At 56.0% G+C, this 19,381-nt stretch carries 12 protein-coding genes, 1 tRNA gene, 4 rRNA genes and 1 riboswitch; of the genes, 14 read left to right on the top strand and 3 right to left on the bottom strand.

The window, feature by feature from the left end:
- Window positions 1-81: 81 nt before the first annotated feature.
- Window positions 82-182, bottom strand: a riboswitch (TPP riboswitch).
- 117 nt (window positions 183-299) lie between these two features.
- Window positions 300-806: an Rsd/AlgQ family anti-sigma factor gene (locus GKQ23_RS22210; RefSeq protein ID WP_056234910.1), complete on the bottom strand. Its 507-nt coding sequence runs from the start codon at window positions 804-806 to the stop codon at window positions 300-302.
- A 73-nt stretch (window positions 807-879) separates the two neighbouring features.
- On the opposite strand from GKQ23_RS22210, the gene nudC reads away from it, so the two are divergent.
- The 6 genes from nudC to GKQ23_RS22180 all read left to right on the top strand — a co-directional run bounded on the left by nudC (window position 880) and on the right by GKQ23_RS22180 (window position 5,335).
- Window positions 880-1,653: an NAD(+) diphosphatase gene (gene nudC / locus GKQ23_RS22205; RefSeq protein ID WP_056234912.1), complete on the top strand. Its 774-nt coding sequence runs from the start codon at window positions 880-882 to the stop codon at window positions 1,651-1,653.
- A 39-nt stretch (window positions 1,654-1,692) separates the two neighbouring features.
- Window positions 1,693-2,760 carry a uroporphyrinogen decarboxylase gene (gene hemE / locus GKQ23_RS22200; RefSeq protein ID WP_212409455.1) on the top strand — a complete coding sequence of 356 codons (1,068 nt, stop codon included), beginning with the start codon at window positions 1,693-1,695 and terminating at the stop codon, window positions 2,758-2,760.
- A 2-nt stretch (window positions 2,761-2,762) separates the two neighbouring features.
- Window positions 2,763-3,428, top strand: coding sequence for a deoxyribonuclease V (gene nfi / locus GKQ23_RS22195; protein ID WP_056234917.1), 666 nt, complete (start codon window positions 2,763-2,765; stop codon window positions 3,426-3,428).
- A 62-nt stretch (window positions 3,429-3,490) separates the two neighbouring features.
- The gene (locus GKQ23_RS22190) at window positions 3,491-4,081 is read left to right on the top strand and encodes a YjaG family protein (RefSeq protein ID WP_056234919.1); all 591 of its coding nucleotides are present in this window, start codon (window positions 3,491-3,493) and stop codon (window positions 4,079-4,081) included.
- A gap of 188 nt (window positions 4,082-4,269) precedes the next feature.
- Complete coding sequence (gene hupA / locus GKQ23_RS22185; protein ID WP_017803060.1) at window positions 4,270-4,542, top strand: nucleoid-associated protein HU-alpha; 273 nt, start codon at window positions 4,270-4,272, stop codon at window positions 4,540-4,542.
- Window positions 4,543-4,669: 127 nt separating this feature from the next.
- Window positions 4,670-5,335, top strand: a complete 666-nt coding sequence (locus GKQ23_RS22180) for a DUF1481 domain-containing protein (protein WP_212409454.1) — start codon at window positions 4,670-4,672, stop codon at window positions 5,333-5,335.
- Between the two features lie 196 nt (window positions 5,336-5,531).
- Here GKQ23_RS22180 and purD read toward each other — a convergent pair whose 3' ends face one another.
- Both purD and purH read right to left on the bottom strand, forming a co-directional pair.
- Window positions 5,532-6,812: a phosphoribosylamine--glycine ligase gene (gene purD, locus GKQ23_RS22175; RefSeq protein WP_056234923.1), complete on the bottom strand. Its 1,281-nt coding sequence runs from the start codon at window positions 6,810-6,812 to the stop codon at window positions 5,532-5,534.
- 14 nt (window positions 6,813-6,826) lie between these two features.
- The gene (gene purH / locus GKQ23_RS22170; RefSeq protein ID WP_212409453.1) at window positions 6,827-8,416 is read right to left on the bottom strand and encodes a bifunctional phosphoribosylaminoimidazolecarboxamide formyltransferase/IMP cyclohydrolase; all 1,590 of its coding nucleotides are present in this window, start codon (window positions 8,414-8,416) and stop codon (window positions 6,827-6,829) included.
- Between the two features lie 626 nt (window positions 8,417-9,042).
- Between purH and GKQ23_RS22165 the strand changes: the two genes are divergently transcribed.
- The 8 genes from GKQ23_RS22165 (at window position 9,043) to aceB (ending at window position 19,317) form a co-directional block, all read left to right on the top strand.
- Window positions 9,043-10,582, top strand: a 16S ribosomal RNA gene (locus tag GKQ23_RS22165).
- A gap of 91 nt (window positions 10,583-10,673) precedes the next feature.
- Window positions 10,674-10,748 (top strand) — tRNA-Glu (locus tag GKQ23_RS22160).
- 217 nt (window positions 10,749-10,965) lie between these two features.
- Window positions 10,966-13,873: ribosomal RNA gene (locus GKQ23_RS22155) — 23S ribosomal RNA — on the top strand.
- A 106-nt stretch (window positions 13,874-13,979) separates the two neighbouring features.
- Window positions 13,980-14,095, top strand: a 5S ribosomal RNA gene (gene rrf / locus GKQ23_RS22150).
- Between the two features lie 41 nt (window positions 14,096-14,136).
- Window positions 14,137-14,247 (top strand): 5S ribosomal RNA (rrf, locus tag GKQ23_RS22145).
- Together the 16S, 23S and 5S rRNA genes with 1 tRNA gene alongside form the textbook arrangement of a ribosomal RNA operon.
- 552 nt (window positions 14,248-14,799) lie before the next feature.
- Window positions 14,800-16,104 (top strand): MFS family transporter, encoded by a 1,305-nt coding sequence (locus tag GKQ23_RS22140; RefSeq protein WP_212409452.1) that lies wholly within the window; start codon window positions 14,800-14,802, stop codon window positions 16,102-16,104.
- Between the two features lie 106 nt (window positions 16,105-16,210).
- Window positions 16,211-17,140, top strand: a complete 930-nt coding sequence (metA, locus tag GKQ23_RS22135) for a homoserine O-succinyltransferase (RefSeq protein ID WP_056234985.1) — start codon at window positions 16,211-16,213, stop codon at window positions 17,138-17,140.
- Between the two features lie 578 nt (window positions 17,141-17,718).
- Complete coding sequence (aceB, locus tag GKQ23_RS22130) at window positions 17,719-19,317, top strand: malate synthase A (protein ID WP_212409451.1); 1,599 nt, start codon at window positions 17,719-17,721, stop codon at window positions 19,315-19,317.
- Window positions 19,318-19,381: the final 64 nt, after the last annotated feature.

The raw sequence follows: 19,381 nt of genomic DNA, 5'->3' as shown, positions 1-19,381 counted from the left end.
TTCCTGATTAAAGGGAAATATGCTTGCCTGGAGGCGGGAGTAATTTGCACGATATCAACGCGTACGGCCTGATACCGTTACAGCTGTTTTACTCTTGTTCCCTTCGCAGGTATTAACCTGATCAGGTTCCGCGGATCCCGAATTAACGGTCTCAGCCCCGAGGGGCACTCCGACAAGAAGACGCTGGTACATGGCTCAACAGAGCGTACCGGCTTTGGGCAAAATGCGCCTGCTCAAAGCCCCTGAAGCATAAAGGGGCCGATCACAAATCACAAGGCTTTCACCAATCTCTAACGATTTCAGGCAGGGCGGGCGAGGGTCGGTTCGTTGGCAGCGATCTGTTTTTGCACGTGATTTTCCATCGCTAACTGGATGAATTTATCTTCCAGCGAGAAGCGGGATTCCAGCGCTTCGCCGACGCCTGAGAGCGCCTGCTGGAACTCAAGGCAGTTATCATCATCGATCGCCGTTTCCAGATGCGAGTCATAAATCTGCATAATGCGGTCGGTATTCGCCTGCAACGACGGGTAGATCACTGCCGCCTGTGCCAGCTGTTCGCTGCCTTCCAGCTCTTTAATAAAACGCTCGTACAGGGTGAAATGGCCGGTTGACAGATAGTCCACCAGGCTGTGGCAGAAGTTATCCAGCGCGTTTTCATCGAGTGCGGTCAGGGAATCCTTGTTCGGCTTCAGACCGGCCATTTGGTAATAGGTAACCAGTAACTGCTTACGTGAATGCAGGCAGAGGTCGACCAGTTCGCTGCAACCGCCAACGCGTGCGGTAAGGACGTCTAACTGGTTAAGCATGTTCAACTCCGTCGTGTTATTTTGAACATCTGACCTCAATCCGCTTTGATGAGCTGAGGAAAATGAGCATTTTATGGAACGTCAACTAACAAGCGTAGACGCTGGCTGGTGGGTTGTCAGCACCGAAAACAAAATTTGGTTACCAAAAGGCGAATTACCTTACGGCCAGGCCGGAGCACTGGGTCTGGAGGGATCCCGCGGATCCTTGCTGGGCGAATGGCAGGGCGAACCGGTCTGGCTGATCCGCGAAAGCCGCCCCAAGGAGTGCGGATCGCTGCGCCAGCTGCTGGATCAGGAGCCCGGGCTGTTTCAGCTGGTCGGGCGTGGCGTACAGCTGGCCGAATTCTACCGCTCGCATCGCTGGTGCGGCTACTGCGGGCATGAAATGCACCACAGCAGGACCGAATGGGCCTGCCTGTGCCATCACTGCCGCCAGCGGTATTATCCGCAGATAGCGCCGTGCATGATCGTGGCGATCCGCCGCGGTGAGGAGATCCTGCTGGCGCAGCACACCCGCCACCGCAACGGCATTTACACGGTGCTGGCCGGTTTTACCGAGGTGGGTGAAACGCTGGAACAGACGGTGGCAAGGGAGGTTATGGAAGAGAGTGGCCTCCGGGTGAAAAATGTGCGCTATGTCGCCTCGCAGCCGTGGCCGTTCCCGCAGTCGCTGATGATGGCGTTTATGGCCGACTATGACAGCGGTGAGATTCAGATCGACCCGAAGGAGCTGCTGGATGCCGGCTGGTATCGCTATGATGCACTGCCGCTGCTGCCACCGGCGGGCACCATTGCCCGCCGGCTGATTGAAGATACCGTGGCGCTGTGCCGCGCGGGTGTGGAATGACGTGATACACTATTCCTCTGAAAATGAGAGAGCCTGAAGATGAGTGAACTGAAGAACGATCGTTATCTGCGCGCCTTGCTGCGCCAGCCTGTTGATGTGACCCCGGTATGGATGATGCGCCAGGCAGGGCGTTATTTGCCGGAGTACAAAGCCACTCGTGCCGTGGCCGGTGACTTTATGTCACTGTGCAAAAACGCCGAGCTGGCCTGCGAAGTGACGCTGCAACCGCTGCGCCGTTATCCACTGGATGCCGCGATCCTGTTCTCCGACATTCTGACCATCCCGGATGCGATGGGGCTTGGGCTTTACTTCGAAGCGGGGGAAGGTCCGCGCTTCTCTTCACCGATTACCTGCCGCGCCGACGTCGACAAGCTGCCGATCCCCGATCCGGAAGGTGAGCTGGGCTACGTGATGAACGCGGTGCGTACCATCCGTAAAAACCTCAACGGGGAAGTGCCGCTGATCGGTTTTTCCGGCAGCCCGTGGACGCTGGCCACCTATATGGTGGAAGGCGGCAGCAGCAAGGTGTTCACTAAGCTGAAAAAGATGATGTACGCCGAGCCGCACACCCTGCACCTGATGCTGGACAAGCTGGCGGACAGCGTGACGCTTTACCTGAATGCGCAGATCCGTGCCGGCGCACAGTCGGTGATGATCTTCGATACCTGGGGTGGCGTGCTGACCGGGCGCGACTATCTGGAGTTCTCGCTCCATTACATGCATAAAATTATCGACGGCCTGCTGCATGAAAATGAAGGCCGCCGGGTGCCGGTTACCCTGTTCACCAAAGGCGGCGGGCAGTGGCTTGAACAGATGGCTGCCACCGGCTGTGACGCGCTGGGGCTGGACTGGACCACCGATATCGCCGACGCGCGCCGCCGGGTCGGCGATAAAGTCGCGCTGCAGGGCAACATGGATCCGTCGATCCTCTACGCGCCGCCTGCACGCATCGAGCAGGAAGTGGCGGGCATTCTCAACGGCTTTGGCCAGGGTAACGGCCACGTCTTCAACCTGGGGCACGGTATCCATCAGGACGTGCCGCCGGAACATGCCGGCGCGTTTGTTGAGGCGGTACACCGCCTGTCACGCCCTTACCACCAGGAGTAATTATGGATATCACCGCATTACGCACCGAGCAGTTGCAACGGGCAGCAGAAGCGGTGCACCACGATGACTTTGACGTGTTTCCCCCGCGCCTGATTGGCGGCGCGGACGTCGGCTTTGAACAGGGCGGTGAGGTCACCCGTGCCGCCCTGGCGATTCTTGAGTACCCCTCGCTGCGGGTGATTGACTACCAGGTGGCGCGCATTGCCACCACCATGCCCTATATCCCCGGCTACCTCTCCTTTCGCGAAACGCCTGCGCTGCTGGCCGCGTGGCAGCAACTGACGCATTATCCCGATCTGCTGATGGTCGACGGTCACGGGATGGCGCACCCGCGTCGGCTGGGCGTGGCCAGCCACTTTGGCCTGCTGGTGGACGTGCCGACGCTGGGGGTAGCAAAAAAGCGACTGTGCGGTAAATTTGAGCCGCCGGCGGCTGAACCCGGCAGCTGTCAGCCGCTGACCGATAAGGGAGAGTCGATTGGCTGGGTGCTGCGCAGCAAGCTGCGCTGTAACCCGCTGTTTGTCTCCGGCGGGCATCGCATCAGCAACGACACGGCGCTGACCTGGGTACAAAACTGCCTGCGTGGCTACCGTTTACCGGAACCGACCCGCTGGGCAGACGCTATTGCCTCGCGACGCGCCGCTTTTAGCGCCATCGACCGGGGTTAACCGTGCTGCACGGCGGCTTTTCAGGTACACTGCCCGCAGCGCGTTAATACTGAGATCCCGATATGTTACGTAACCCGATTCATCTGCGGCTGGAAAAGCTGGAAAGCTGGCAGCACGTTACTTTTATGGCCTGCCTGTGCGAACGCATGGCACCGAACTACCGTGAGTTCTGTCAGCAGTCCGGCTTTGGCGACGGCCAGCTCTATCGCCGAATTCTCGATCTGCTGTGGGAAACGCTGGTGGTAAAAGACGCTAAAGTGAATTTCGACTCCCAGCTGGAAAAACTGGAAGAGGCGATCCCTTCCGCGGACGACTATGATATGTACGGCGTCTATCCGGCGATTGATGCCTGCGTCGCCCTGAGCGAACTGCTGCACTCGCGTCTGAGCGGTGAAACGCTGGCGCATGCGATTGCCGTTAGCGAGACCTCGATTACCACCGTTGCGATGCTGGAAATGACCCAGGCTGAGCGGGAAATGACCGAAGAAGAGCTGAAGCTAAACCCGGCGGTAGAAGAGGAGTGGGACATCCAGTGGGAGATATTTCGCCTGCTGGCGGCCTGCGAGGAGCGGGACCTTGATTTGATTAAGGGGCTACGTTCTGACCTTCGCGAATCCGGGATCAGTAACATCGGTATAAATTATCAGCATTAAGACAGCAAAACGTGACTTCAGGCCTGAATTGTAGCGCCTTTGGTCTTCACATCCGCCCCCTGTCTGGTCTACATTTGGGGGGCTGAAAAATGTGGCTATCGGTGCGTGAATGCAGGAGAGTGCCAGACACTGGTTTTTCCCTCGCACTTGATGCTTAGCAAGCGATAAATACACTGTAAGGATAACTTATGAACAAGACTCAACTGATTGATGTAATTGCGGACAAAGCGGACCTGTCAAAGACCCAGGCTAAAGCTGCACTGGAATCGACTCTGGCTGCAATTACCGAGTCTCTGAAAGAAGGTGATGCTGTACAACTGGTTGGTTTTGGTACCTTTAAAGTTAACCACCGTGCTGAGCGTACTGGCCGCAACCCGCAGACTGGCAACGAGATCAAAATTGCTGCTGCCAATGTACCAGCATTCGTTTCTGGTAAGGCACTGAAAGACGCTGTTAAGTAATCGCTTTACGGTGAAAGGTTTTAACAGGGGGGCGCTATCGCCCCTTTTGTTTATCTGTAATTTGTCCCCCGCCCGAACTCGGGTGCTTCTGCTGCGGTGAGAAGATGATGGTGCGAAACGCTTTCATATGACGCTGACCTTGCTAAAACGACTTTTTCCTTCGCTGATGCTGGCCGTGCTGGCAGGCTGTAGCTTGCACTCTTCCCTGCCTGATTTTACCGCCAGCGGCTATCTGGCCGATCGCGGCGCCGTACGTATCTGGCGTAAAAACAGCGATTCCCAGACCACCCACATGCGGGTGGCGGTGACGCCCTTCAGCAGCGGTGCGGGCGAAACCCGTGACTACCTGTGGCAAAAGGGCAAGCTGGTCTCAATTGAGCGGCATCTGCTGGGGGCCCAGTCGGATGACGTGACGCTGCGGTTTGACCATGATGGCAGCCTGAGCTTTATGCAGCGCCAGCTGGCAGGCCGCCGGGAGCCGCTCTCTGCCGATGCGGTAGCGCTGTATCAGTTTGACGCGCAGCGGATGCTGAAGATCAGCGACGACCTGCTGAGCGGGCGCGTGCTGTTGCAGCAGGGGCGCTGGCAGGCAGACGGCAGCGTCACCGGCTGCGACGGCCAGCGGCGTCAGGCGGAATTTGATGCGGGTGAGCAGCAGCAGATCCTGCGCCAGCAGCGGCTGGCCCGGGGAGCACTGAACGTGGCCTGGCTGGAAGCGCCAGGCGGTACGCAGCTGTTGCTGGTGACCGCCGACGACCTGTGCCTGACCGCACCGAAAGAAGCTGACTTCTGAACGTCAGGACAGCAGAGGAACAGAACGCCATAGGGCGTCCCGCAGCCGTGCTGTAAGCCTGAACCCTGACGTCGCAGCGGTGCTGTACGCCTGAGGCCTGGACCCTGACGTCTGCATCAATGCCCAAAAAAAACGGGCCAGACATGATGTCCAGCCCGCAGGTGTAACGTCCGTTCAGGGCAACGCCCCGTCGGGCTTACTTGCGGTCGATCGCCCGGTAGCCGATATCGCTACGGCAGAAGCTGCCATTCCAGCCGATCGGCTTTGCCAGCTCGTACGCGCGTTTTTGCGCGGCGGCCACATCATCACCCAGCGCGGTGACGCACAGCACGCGTCCGCCGCTGGTGACCACGACGCCATCCTCCAGCGTGGTGCCGGCGTGGAACACCTTACCGTCGGCGGCGTCGGTCTGCGGCAGGCCGTGGATTGCTTCCCCGTTGACGTAATCGCCAGGGTAACCACCGGCGGCCAGTACGACGCCCAGCGAAGGGCGCGGATCCCAGACCGAATCTTTCTCGTTCAGCTTACCGTCCACGGCGGCCAGACAGAGTTCGACCAGGTCGGACTGCAGGCGCAGCATGATTGGCTGTGTTTCCGGGTCGCCAAAGCGGCAGTTAAATTCAATCACCTTTGGCTGGCCACTTTTGTCGATCATCAGGCCAGCGTACAGGAAGCCGGTGTAGACGTTGCCTTCGCTGGCCATGCCGCGCACGGTTGGCCAGATCACTTCGTCCATCACACGCTGGTGGACTTCATCGGTCACTACCGGTGCCGGCGAGTAAGCGCCCATACCGCCGGTGTTCGGGCCGGTATCACCGTCGCCCACGCGTTTGTGATCCTGGCTGGTCGCCATCGGCAGCACGTTTTCACCGTCGACCATGACAATAAAGCTGGCTTCCTCACCATCAAGGAACTCTTCCACCACAATGCGGTGGCCGGCGTCGCCAAAGGCGTTGCCCGCCAGCATGTCCTGGATCGCGTCTTCCGCTTCCTGCAGGGTCAGCGCCACAATCACGCCTTTACCTGCGGCCAGGCCATCGGCCTTGATAACGATCGGTGCGCCTTGCTCACGTACGTAAGCCAGCGCCGGCTCCACTTCTGTGAAGTTCTGATAGCCGCCGGTAGGGATCTGATGGCGCGCGAGGAAATCTTTGGTAAAGGCCTTCGAGCCCTCCAGCTGTGCCGCTGCCTGGGTCGGGCCAAAGATTTTCAGACCGGCGGCGCGGAAGGCGTCCACCACGCCGATCACCAGCGGCGCTTCCGGGCCGACGATGGTCAGATCAATCTTCTCGCTTTGTGCAAAGCTCAGCAGGCCGGCAATATCCGTCGCGCTGATGGCCACGTTCTGTAGCGCAGGTTCCAGCGCGGTACCGGCATTGCCCGGTGCCACGAAGACGGCGTCTGCCAGCGGTGACTGAGAGGCTTTCCAGGCCAGCGCATGTTCACGGCCGCCATTACCAATAACTAAAATTTTCATCTGAGACTCCGTAATTAATGGCGGAAATGGCGCATGTCGGTGAAGATCATCGCAATGCCGTGTTCATCCGCGGCGGCGATCACTTCGTCATCACGAATAGAGCCACCCGGTTGAATAACACAGGTAATGCCGACCGCAGCGGCGGCATCAATGCCATCACGGAACGGGAAGAAGGCATCCGACGCCATGGCAGAACCTTTTACTTCCAGGCCTTCATCGGCAGCCTTTATACCGGCGATTTTTGCGGAATAGACGCGGCTCATCTGGCCGGCACCAATGCCGATGGTCATATTGTCACGCGCATAAACGATAGCATTAGACTTGACGAACTTCGCCACTTTCCAGCAGAACAACGCATCACGCAGTTCCTGCTCCGACGGCTGGCGTTTGCTGACCACGCGCAGCTGGCTTTCGCCGACCATGCCCAGATCGCGATCCTGCACCAGCAGGCCGCCATTAACGCGCTTAAAGTCGAGACCGGTCTGGCGTTCCTGCCACTGGCCACAGGTCAGCACGCGAACGTTCTGCTTGGTGGCGGTGACTTTCAACGCGGCTTCGCTGGCTGACGGGGCGATGATCACTTCAACGAACTGACGGCTGACGATCGCCTGGGCGGTCGCTTCGTCCAGTTCACGGTTGAAGGCGATAATGCCACCGAAGGCCGAGGTTGGGTCGGTCTGCCAGGCGCGCTCGTAAGCGTCAAGAATGGAACCGCCAACCGCAACGCCGCACGGGTTAGCGTGCTTGACGATCACACAGGCCGGCTGCTCGAACTCTTTCACGCACTCCAGTGCGGCATCGGTATCGGCGATGTTGTTGTATGAGAGCGCTTTACCCTGAACCTGCTGCGCGGTGGCCACCGAAGCTTCGCTAACGTTCTCTTCTATATAGAAGGCAGCATCCTGATGGCTGTTTTCGCCGTAACGCATATCCTGCTTCTTAATAAAGTTCAGGTTAAGGGTGCGCGGGAAGCGACCGGACGGTTCGGTGGTCTCACCGTGATAGGCCGGGACCAGGCTGCCAAAGTAGTTGGCAATCATGCTGTCATAGGCCGCAGTGTGTTCAAAGGCTTTAATCGCCAGGTCGAAACGGGTCGCCAGGGTCAGCGAGTTATCGTTCGCATCCAGCTCCGCCACGATGGCCGGGTAGTCACTGCTCTTGACCACGATCGCTACATCTTTATGGTTCTTGGCGGCGGAGCGCACCATGGTCGGGCCGCCGATGTCGATGTTCTCGACGGCGTCTTCCAGCGAGCAGCCTTCACGGGCCACTGTCTGGGCAAACGGATACAGGTTAACGACCACCATATCAATCGGAGAGATGCTGTGCTCGGCCATGATGGCATCGTCCTGACCGCGGCGTCCTAAAATGCCACCATGCACTTTCGGGTGCAGCGTTTTAACGCGTCCATCCATCATTTCCGGGAAACCGGTATAGTCAGAGACTTCAGTCACGGGCAGGCCAGCGTCAGCCAACAGGCGGGCAGTACCGCCGGTGGAGAGCAGCTCGACGCCACGTTGAGAAAGCGCCTGAGCGAATTCGAGGATACCGGCTTTGTCAGACACGCTGAGCAGCGCGCGGCGTACAGGACGACGTTGTTGCATTAGGTTTTTCCCTTGGCATTGGATCGCATAGATAAGAGCGTTATATGAAGTCTGCTGTGCTCTCTTCTATATAGAGGAACAGAAAACTTCAGGTAACGCCCCTGGAGGGGGCTTCCATTACGCGCGGGCATTGTAGCGAAAACGTTTGCGCGATGCTCGTCAAAATTGCCGTTTTGCGGCAGCTGTGGATAAGTTTGTGCACAAATGCGTATAAGGCGGGCTTTTGCTGGGGATTGCAGCAAACAGATAAAATATCGCAAATTAGCCCTTGTCACCCGTCGAGAACTCCCTATAATGCGCCTCCATCGACACGGAACAACGGCTTACAGGCCAGCGTGTTGAGAGGTTCAGGAAGTACTCTGAACCGCCGGAAAAAACTTCTAAAAAAGAAGTTGACTCCGAAGGAGGAAAGCGTAATATACGCCACCTCGCAACAGGAAGCTTCGGCACTGATTGCACCGCTCTTTAACAATTTATCAGACAATCTGTGTGGGCACTCGCAGGATTGATATCAGACACCTTCGGGTGTCAAAAAATATCAAGTCTCACGAGTGAACACATAATGAAATTCATTATGACGTTTTACAGATGAGCATCGCTGCACTTGTTGCAGCAAATCGAACTTTTAATTGAAGAGTTTGATCATGGCTCAGATTGAACGCTGGCGGCAGGCCTAACACATGCAAGTCGAACGGTAGCACAGAGAGCTTGCTCTTGGGTGACGAGTGGCGGACGGGTGAGTAATGTCTGGGAAACTGCCCGATAGAGGGGGATAACTACTGGAAACGGTAGCTAATACCGCATAACCTCGTAAGAGCAAAGTGGGGGACCTTCGGGCCTCACGCTATCGGATGTGCCCAGATGGGATTAGCTAGTAGGTGGGGTAATGGCTCACCTAGGCGACGATCCCTAGCTGGTCTGAGAGGATGACCAGCCACACTGGAACTGAGACACGGTCCAGACTCCTACGGGAGGCAGCAGTGGGGAATATTGCACAATGGGCGCAAGCCTGATGCAGCCATGCCGCGTGTATGAAGAAGGCCTTCGGGTTGTAAAGTACTTTCAGCGGGGAGGAAGGCGATGAGGTTAATAACCTCGTCGATTGACGTTACCCGCAGAAGAAGCACCGGCTAACTCCGTGCCAGCAGCCGCGGTAATACGGAGGGTGCAAGCGTTAATCGGAATTACTGGGCGTAAAGCGCACGCAGGCGGTCTGTCAAGTCAGATGTGAAATCCCCGGGCTTAACCTGGGAACTGCATTTGAAACTGGCAGGCTAGAGTCTTGTAGAGGGGGGTAGAATTCCAGGTGTAGCGGTGAAATGCGTAGAGATCTGGAGGAATACCGGTGGCGAAGGCGGCCCCCTGGACAAAGACTGACGCTCAGGTGCGAAAGCGTGGGGAGCAAACAGGATTAGATACCCTGGTAGTCCACGCTGTAAACGATGTCGACTTGGAGGTTGTGCCCTTGAGGCGTGGCTTCCGGAGCTAACGCGTTAAGTCGACCGCCTGGGGAGTACGGCCGCAAGGTTAAAACTCAAATGAATTGACGGGGGCCCGCACAAGCGGTGGAGCATGTGGTTTAATTCGATGCAACGCGAAGAACCTTACCTGGCCTTGACATCCACGGAATTCGGCAGAGATGCCTTAGTGCCTTCGGGAACCGTGAGACAGGTGCTGCATGGCTGTCGTCAGCTCGTGTTGTGAAATGTTGGGTTAAGTCCCGCAACGAGCGCAACCCTTATCCTTTGTTGCCAGCGATTCGGTCGGGAACTCAAAGGAGACTGCCGGTGATAAACCGGAGGAAGGTGGGGATGACGTCAAGTCATCATGGCCCTTACGGCCAGGGCTACACACGTGCTACAATGGCGCATACAAAGAGAAGCGAACTCGCGAGAGCAAGCGGACCTCATAAAGTGCGTCGTAGTCCGGATCGGAGTCTGCAACTCGACTCCGTGAAGTCGGAATCGCTAGTAATCGTAGATCAGAATGCTACGGTGAATACGTTCCCGGGCCTTGTACACACCGCCCGTCACACCATGGGAGTGGGTTGCAAAAGAAGTAGGTAGCTTAACCTTCGGGAGGGCGCTTACCACTTTGTGATTCATGACTGGGGTGAAGTCGTAACAAGGTAACCGTAGGGGAACCTGCGGTTGGATCACCTCCTTACCTCAAGATACATTCCCGCGTAGTGTCCACACAGATTGTCTGATGAAAAAGTAATGAGCAAGACGGCTGCGAAGTCGAGACATGATTCAGTGTCCCCTTCGTCTAGCGGTTAGGACTCCGCCCTTTCACGGCGGCAACAGGGGTTCGAATCCCCTAGGGGACGCCACTTGCTTGGTGACAGGTGAAAGGTGTCTCCATCGTATCTTAAAGATGACTTTCGAGTCTGCTTTAAGATATTGCTCTTTAAAAATCCGGAACAAGCTGAAAATTGAAACGACGTATCGTTTTCATTCTCCGTAATAAGAATGAAGTCAACGATATGTTCGAGTCTCTCAAATGCTTACAACTTTCGAGTTGTCCTTCGGGACGCTTGTGGGTTGTGAGGTTAAGCGACTAAGCGTACACGGTGGATGCCTAGGCAGTCAGAGGCGATGAAGGGCGTGCTAATCTGCGATAAGCGTCGGTAAGGTGATATGAACCGTTACAACCGACGATACCCGAATGGGGAAACCCAGTGTGTTTCGACACACTATCATGTCATGAATACATAGTGGCATGAGGCGAACCGGGGGAACTGAAACATCTAAGTACCCCGAGGAAAAGAAATCAACCGAGATTCCCCCAGTAGCGGCGAGCGAACGGGGAACAGCCCAGAACCTGAATCAGTTTGTGCGTTAGTGGAAGCGTCTGGAAAGTCGCAGGGTACAGGGTGATACTCCCGTACACAAAAGCGCATATTCTGTGAGTTCGATGAGTAGGGCGGGACACGTGACATCCTGTCTGAATATGGGGGGACCATCCTCCAAGGCTAAATACTCCTGACTGACCGATAGTGAACCAGTACCGTGAGGGAAAGGCGAAAAGAACCCCGGCGAGGGGAGTGAAACAGAACCTGAAACCGTGTACGTACAAGCAGTGGGAGCACCTTCGTGGTGTGACTGCGTACCTTTTGTATAATGGGTCAGCGACTTATATTCTGTAGCAAGGTTAACCGTATAGGGGAGCCGAAGGGAAACCGAGTCTTAACTGGGCGTTAAGTTGCAGGGTATAGACCCGAAACCCGGTGATCTAGCCATGGGCAGGTTGAAGGTTGGGTAACACTAACTGGAGGACCGAACCGACTAATGTTGAAAAATTAGCGGATGACTTGTGGCTGGGGGTGAAAGGCCAATCAAACCGGGAGATAGCTGGTTCTCCCCGAAAGCTATTTAGGTAGCGCCTCGTGAACTCATCTTCGGGGGTAGAGCACTGTTTCGGCTAGGGGGCCATCCCGGCTTACCAACCCGATGCAAACTGCGAATACCGAAGAATGTTATCACGGGAGACACACGGCGGGTGCTAACGTCCGTCGTGAAGAGGGAAACAACCCAGACCGCCAGCTAAGGTCCCAAAGTCATGGTTAAGTGGGAAACGATGTGGGAAGGCACAGACAGCCAGGATGTTGGCTTAGAAGCAGCCATCATTTAAAGAAAGCGTAATAGCTCACTGGTCGAGTCGGCCTGCGCGGAAGATGTAACGGGGCTAAACCATGCACCGAAGCTGCGGCAGCGACATGTAAATGTTGTTGGGTAGGGGAGCGTTCTGTAAGCCGTCGAAGGTGGACTGTGAGGTCTGCTGGAGGTATCAGAAGTGCGAATGCTGACATAAGTAACGATAAAGCGGGTGAAAAGCCCGCTCGCCGGAAGACCAAGGGTTCCTGTCCAACGTTAATCGGGGCAGGGTGAGTCGACCCCTAAGGCGAGGCCGAAAGGCGTAGTCGATGGGAAACGGGTTAATATTCCCGTACTCGGTGTTACTGCGAAGGGGGGACGGAGAAGGCTATGTTAGCCGGGCGACGGTTGTCCCGGTTTAAGCATGTAGGCGGAGGTCTTAGGTAAATCCGGGACCTTATCAACGCTGAGGTGTGATGACGAGGCACTACGGTGCTGAAGTAACAAATGCCCTGCTTCCAGGAAAAGCCTCTAAGCATCAGGTAACATCGAATCGTACCCCAAACCGACACAGGTGGTCAGGTAGAGAATACCAAGGCGCTTGAGAGAACTCGGGTGAAGGAACTAGGCAAAATGGTGCCGTAACTTCGGGAGAAGGCACGCTGTCGGTAGGTGAAACCCCTCGCGGGTGGAGCCGAAGGCAGTCGAAGATACCAGCTGGCTGCAACTGTTTATTAAAAACACAGCACTGTGCAAACACGAAAGTGGACGTATACGGTGTGACGCCTGCCCGGTGCCGGAAGGTTAATTGATGGGGTTATCGCGCTGCGAGAAGCTCTTGATCGAAGCCCCGGTAAACGGCGGCCGTAACTATAACGGTCCTAAGGTAGCGAAATTCCTTGTCGGGTAAGTTCCGACCTGCACGAATGGCGTAATGATGGCCAGGCTGTCTCCACCCGAGACTCAGTGAAATTGAACTCGCTGTGAAGATGCAGTGTACCCGCGGCAAGACGGAAAGACCCCGTGAACCTTTACTATAGCTTGACACTGAACATTGAGCCTTGATGTGTAGGATAGGTGGGAGGCTTTGAAGCGTGGACGCCAGTCTGCGTGGAGCCATCCTTGAAATACCACCCTTTAACGTTTGATGTTCTAACCTGGCGCCGTAATCCGGCGTGGGGACAGTGTCTGGTGGGTAGTTTGACTGGGGCGGTCTCCTCCCAAAGAGTAACGGAGGAGCACGAAGGTTAGCTAATCACGGTCGGACATCGTGAGGTTAGTGCAATGGCATAAGCTAGCTTGACTGCGAGAGTGACGGCTCGAGCAGGTGCGAAAGCAGGTCATAGTGATCCGGTGGTTCTGAATGGAAGGGCCATCGCTCAACGGATAAAAGGTACTCCGGGGATAACAGGCTGATACCGCCCAAGAGTTCATATCGACGGCGGTGTTTGGCACCTCGATGTCGGCTCATCACATCCTGGGGCTGAAGTAGGTCCCAAGGGTACGGCTGTTCGCCGTTTAAAGTGGTACGCGAGCTGGGTTTAGAACGTCGTGAGACAGTTCGGTCCCTATCTGCCGTGGGCGCTGGAGAATTGAGAGGGGTTGCTCCTAGTACGAGAGGACCGGAGTGAACGCACCACTGGTGTTCGGGTTGTCATGCCAATGGCATTGCCCGGTAGCTAAGTGCGGAAAAGATAAGCGCTGAAAGCATCTAAGCGCGAAACTTGCCTCGAGATGAGTTCTCCCTGGGTCCTTGAGACCCCTGAAGGGACGTTGAAGACTACGACGTTGATAGGCCGGGTGTGTAAGCGCAGCGATGCGTTGAGCTAACCGGTACTAATGACCCGTGAGGCTTAACCTTACAACGCCAGAAGCGTTCTGGTAGCGTTATGAGAGACGCAAAGATTTTCAGCTTGTACCGGATAAATCTGCGCGGCCTGCGAGGGCGGCGGAGATAACAGAATTTGCCTGGCGGCTTTAGCGCGGTGGTCCCACCTGACCCCATGCCGAACTCAGAAGTGAAACGCCGTAGCGCCGATGGTAGTGTGGGGCCTCCCCATGCGAGAGTAGGGAACTGCCAGGCATCAAATTAAGCAATAAGCCTCATGCGAAAGCATGGGGCTTTTTTGCGTATTCAGCCCGGTGGTCCCGCCTGACCCCATGCCGGACTCAGAAGTGAAACGCCGTAGCGCCGATGGTAGTGTGGGGCCTCCCCATGCGAGAGCAGGACAAAATGGCCGGGAGCCATTTTGAACGGCGCTCAGCGCCGGCCCGAAGTGTGGCCCACAGGGATGTGGGCCATAAACTGCCAGGCATCAAATAAACAGACAAGCCTCATGCGAAAGCATGAGGCTTTTTTGTGCGTGTGATATAAAAAATGGCGTAAAAAACCCCAAAAACGGTAAGACCCAATGGGAATTTCAGGCGACTGACAGCCAGAAAAGCCAGAGATCTCTGTTTCAGTCGTTATTACGCTTACTTTTGTCGTATTTATAACCGCATCTGTTACCTGTTTTGCTTCCATTCCCATATTCCCATGTTTGTATTCGCCACAGCTGTCACAGTTTCTCTTCTTAATTTCCTTTTTTACCGCAGACCCGCACTAAATCCCTCAACAGGTTGCGTGCCTCACCTCAGGATAGAATCTTTTCTGACCACCACCGGGCGAGGATATGTTTAAAATGAGATACAGCACTCGCCTGGTACCTGGAAACGGGTGTTTTACGCTGGCCTTTCTGCCCGGCAGACCGGGCGCAAAACGGAGAATTATCCGCAAAGGAGTGACCCATGAAAGAGCAGTTTCAGCAGCTGGATGACAGCACCCCGAACCCTCTTATCCGAACAATTGTTGTTGCCTCATCGGGTAATCTGGTGGAGTGGTTTGATTTCTATATCTATTCATTCTGTTCGCTCTATTTTTCCCACCTGTTTTTCCCCGACAGCGATCCCACTACGCAACTGCTGAAGTCGGCGGCTATTTTCGCCGTTGGTTTCCTGGTGCGTCCACTGGGCGGTTGGATCTTTGGCCGATTTGGAGACCGGCATGGGCGCAAAAACGCCATGCTGATCTCCGTATGCATGATGTGTATTGGTTCACTGGTGATCGCCTGCCTGCCGGGATACGCCGTCATTGGCGTCTGGGCACCGACGCTGCTGCTGCTGGCGCGCATATTTCAGGGAATTTCGATTGGCGGCGAATACGGCACCACTGCGACCTATATGAGTGAAGTGGCGCACACTGGCCGGCGCGGGTTCTATGCCTCCTTTCAGTATGTCACCATCATTGGTGGTCAGATGCTGTCGCTGCTGGTACTGGTGATACTGCAGGCCATCATGACCCGGGAAGCACTTTATGAGTGGGGCTGGCGTATTCCGTTTGTAGTCGGGGCGTTGCTGGCCGTGGTGGCGCTATGGCTGCGGCGCTCACTGAGTGAAACCACCGACAGTACCATCCGCCATCACCGTGACGCGGGGCGGATTTCCGCATTATGGCAACATAAAAAATCGGTCGCGCTGGTACTGGTATTCACCGCCGGCGGGACGCTGAGTTATTACGTGTTTACCGTCTATATGAAGAAATATCTGGTGAATACGGTCGGGATGGCCCCAGAACTGGCCAGCAGGATCATGATTGGCGCGTTGATTATCTATATGCTGCTGCATCCGCTGGTTGGTGCGTTGTCGGACAGGATTGGCCGGCGGCGATCGATGATGATTTTCGGGGTGCTGGCAACATTATGTACGGTTCCGATCCTGACGCTGTTGCGCAGTGCGGACAGTCCGTGGTACGCGTTTTTTCTGGTAATGCTGGCACTGACCATTACCAGCTTCTATACCTCAATCAGTGGTGTATTGAAGGCGGAAATGTTTCCGACCGAAGTACGTGCCCTGGGTGTTGGCCTTTCTTACGCAGTGGCGAATGCGCTTTTTGGCGGCTCGGCCGAATATGTGGCGTTGTCGCTCAAAGTCGCCGGCCATGAAGCCTGGTTTTACTGGTATGTCACTGCAATGAGTGTGCTGGTGCTGGTGACGGCCTTTATGATCCCGTCGAAAGAGCACGAAGCACTGCTGCAGAGGCCGCCCGGCAGTTGAAACATTTTCAACAATCCGATGAAGCCTCGACATTATCAGGTGTCCAGGGTATCTTCAGGCATCTGGATGTCTAAACGTATAAACGTATGTATTGAGGAAGCAGGTTATGCCGATCAGGGTACCCGACGAATTACCAGCCGCGAGTTTTCTGCGTAACGAGAACGTCTTTGTTATGACGTCCAGCCGTGCGAGCACGCAGGAGATCCGCCCGTTAAAGGTGCTGGTACTGAATCTGATGCCGAAAAAGATCGAAACGGAAAACCAGTTTCTGCGCCTGCTTTCTAACTCACCGCTGCAGATCGACATCCAGCTGCTGCGCATCGACAGCCGCGAGTCACGTAATACTCCCAACGAGCACCTGAACAACTTCTACTGTAACTTTGATGATATTCAGCATGAGAATTTTGACGGCCTGATCGTCACCGGTGCCCCGTTAGGGCTGGTCGACTTTTGCGACGTTGCCTACTGGCCACAGATCCAGCGGGTGCTGCACTGGGCGAAAGAGCACGTTACTTCCACGCTGTTTGTCTGTTGGGCGGTGCAGGCTGCGCTGAATATTCTTTACGGCATCCCTAAGCAGACGCGGGATAACAAACTGTCTGGCGTCTTCGAGCACCAGATCCTGCATCCGCACGCGCTGCTGACCCGCGGCTTTGACGATAGTTTCCTCGCGCCGCACTCGCGTTACGCTGACTTCCCGACACAGCTACTGCGTGACTATACCGACCTTGAAATCTTTGCCGAATCAGAACAAACCGGTGCTTACCTGTTTGCCAGCAAAGACAAGCGGCTGGCCTTCGTCACCGGTCACCCCGAGTACGATGCGCTGACGCTCTCCGGTGAATATCATCGCGATTTTGACGCCGGGCTCAACCCGGAAGTGCCCTTTAACTACTTCCCGCAGGACAACCCGGCCCTTCCACCGCGTGCCAGCTGGCGCAGCCACGGCAACCTGCTGTTTTCAAACTGGCTAAACTACTACGTTTATCAGATTACGCCGTTTGACCTGCGTAATATGAACCCAACGCTGGAATAACTTTACCGGGCCGTTTTTCGCCGAAGTTAGCGACACGTTGCCCCGTCAGGACGGTAATTTCGTGCTGAATTTTCGTACCCTGCTCACCCTGACCGAACGCTAATGGCATTCGACGGAATGCCATATTTAGCCTCTCTCCCCGCTGGCATGCTCCTGTCTGCTGTTTATGCCCTTTATCCCTCAAACAGAATACAAATCTTCAGACCCTACCCTGGAGACTTTTACGTTAATCCGAAGAGGGTCGTGCCATAGCACCTACCCTTAATGAAGCATGAACCCCCTGCCAGTGCAGGTAGGTTTACTCCGCCACCTGCTAACCGATGCTCACCCCGTATCCGCCGATCTCACGGCGCTAAGCCCTGTCTCTCTTTAATTTTTGAAATGCCAATCATTCCGTTGGTTGTTTTTTTATCTAGAAAAATCATTATTTTGCATATATTAACTATAAAAAATGGAAATTGTTTTTGATTTTAAATTTAAGCTGATGCTATTTTGATCGGGAAGGTTAAAGTTTGTGCATCCATATGGATCGTCTGCGATAGCGACGATCGGGCAGATTCTGACAGGGGAGCGGGCTTATGACAGAGCAGGCAACAGGCGAAAAACTGCATTTTCAGACCCGGAGAGGCGTGCAGGAACAGCAAATTCTGACCGAAGATGCCGTCGGGTTCCTGACGGAGCTGGTTATGCGATTTATGCCGCAGCGGCAGGCGTTACTGGAGGAGCGGGCGCGCGTTCAGCAGCGGATCGATGGGGGAGAACTGCCGGATTTTAATATGGAAACAGTTTCCATTAAAAATGAAGAGTGGCAGATCCGCGGTATTCCGCAGGATCTGCAGGACCGTCGCGTAGAGATCACCGGCCCGGTCGAGCGCAAGATGGTGATTAACGCGCTGAACGCCCGGGTGAAGGTGTTTATGGCCGACTTTGAGGATTCGCTGGCGCCGGGATGGGAAAAAGTGATCGACGGTCAGATCAACCTGCGCGATGCGGTTAACGGCACCATCAGCTACCGCAACGAGCAGGGCAAGATCTACCAGCTGCAGCCCGATCCCGCGGTGCTGATCTGCCGGGTGCGCGGCCTGCACCTGCCGGAAAAACACGTCAGCTGGCAGGGTGAGGCGATCCCCGGAAGCCTGTTTGACTTCGCGCTCTATTTTTACCACAACCACCGCGCGCTGCTGGCCAAAGGCAGCGGCCCGTACTTCTACCTGCCGAAAACTCAGTCTTACCAGGAAGCCGCCTGGTGGAGCCAGGTGTTCAGCTTTGCGGAAGATCGTTTCGATCTGCAGCGCGGCACGATAAAGGCAACGCTGCTGATCGAAACGCTGCCGGCGGTATTTCAGATGGACGAGATCCTCTGGCACCTGCGCGATCATATCGTCGGGCTGAACTGCGGGCGCTGGGATTACATCTTCAGCTATATCAAAACGCTCAAAGCACACCCGGATCGGGTACTGCCGGATCGCCAGGCGGTGACGATGGATCAGGGCTTCCTTGATGCCTACTCCCGCCTGCTGATCAAGACCTGTCACCGGCGCGGTGCGCTGGCAATGGGGGGAATGGCCGCGCTGATCCCGGATAAAGATCCGCAGAAAAATGAGCAGGTGCTGAACAAGGTCCGCGCCGACAAGCAGCGCGAAGCGGCCAACGGCCATGACGGCACCTGGATTGCGCATCCGGGGCTGGCCGACACGGCGATGGCGGTGTTTGACCAGCGGCTGGGCGATCGGCCCAACCAGCTCAGCGTGCTGCGTGAACAGGACGCTGAAATCGCCGCCGCCGAGCTGCTGGCCCCCTGCGCCGGTGAACGCACCGCCGCAGGGATGCGCGCCAACATTCGCGTGGCGGTGCAGTATCTGGAGGCCTGGATCGGCGGTAACGGCTGCGTGCCGATCTACGGCCTGATGGAGGATGCCGCCACCGCGGAAATTTCCCGCACCTCGATCTGGCAGTGGATCCGCCACGGTAAAACGCTGCAAAGCGGCGAGGTGGTCACCGAAACGCTGTTCCGCCAGATGCTGGCGGAGGAGATGCAGGTGATCCGTGCGGAGCTGGGCGAGGCGCGCTTTAACGCAGGGCGTTTCACCGAAGCCGCCGCACTGATGGCACGGATTACCACCGACCGCGAACTGGTAGAGTTTCTGACCCTGCCCGGTTACGAGCTGCTTACCTGAACCTGAACTTGAACCCTGAACCCTGAACCCTGAACCCTGAACCCTGAACCCTGAACCCTGAACC

Source organism: Erwinia sp. E602 (genome assembly GCF_018141005.1).
Classification (GTDB): Bacteria; Pseudomonadota; Gammaproteobacteria; order Enterobacterales; family Enterobacteriaceae; genus Erwinia.
Note: the sequence above shows the minus strand (reverse complement) of the source record. Positions and strands in the feature narration are given on the sequence as shown.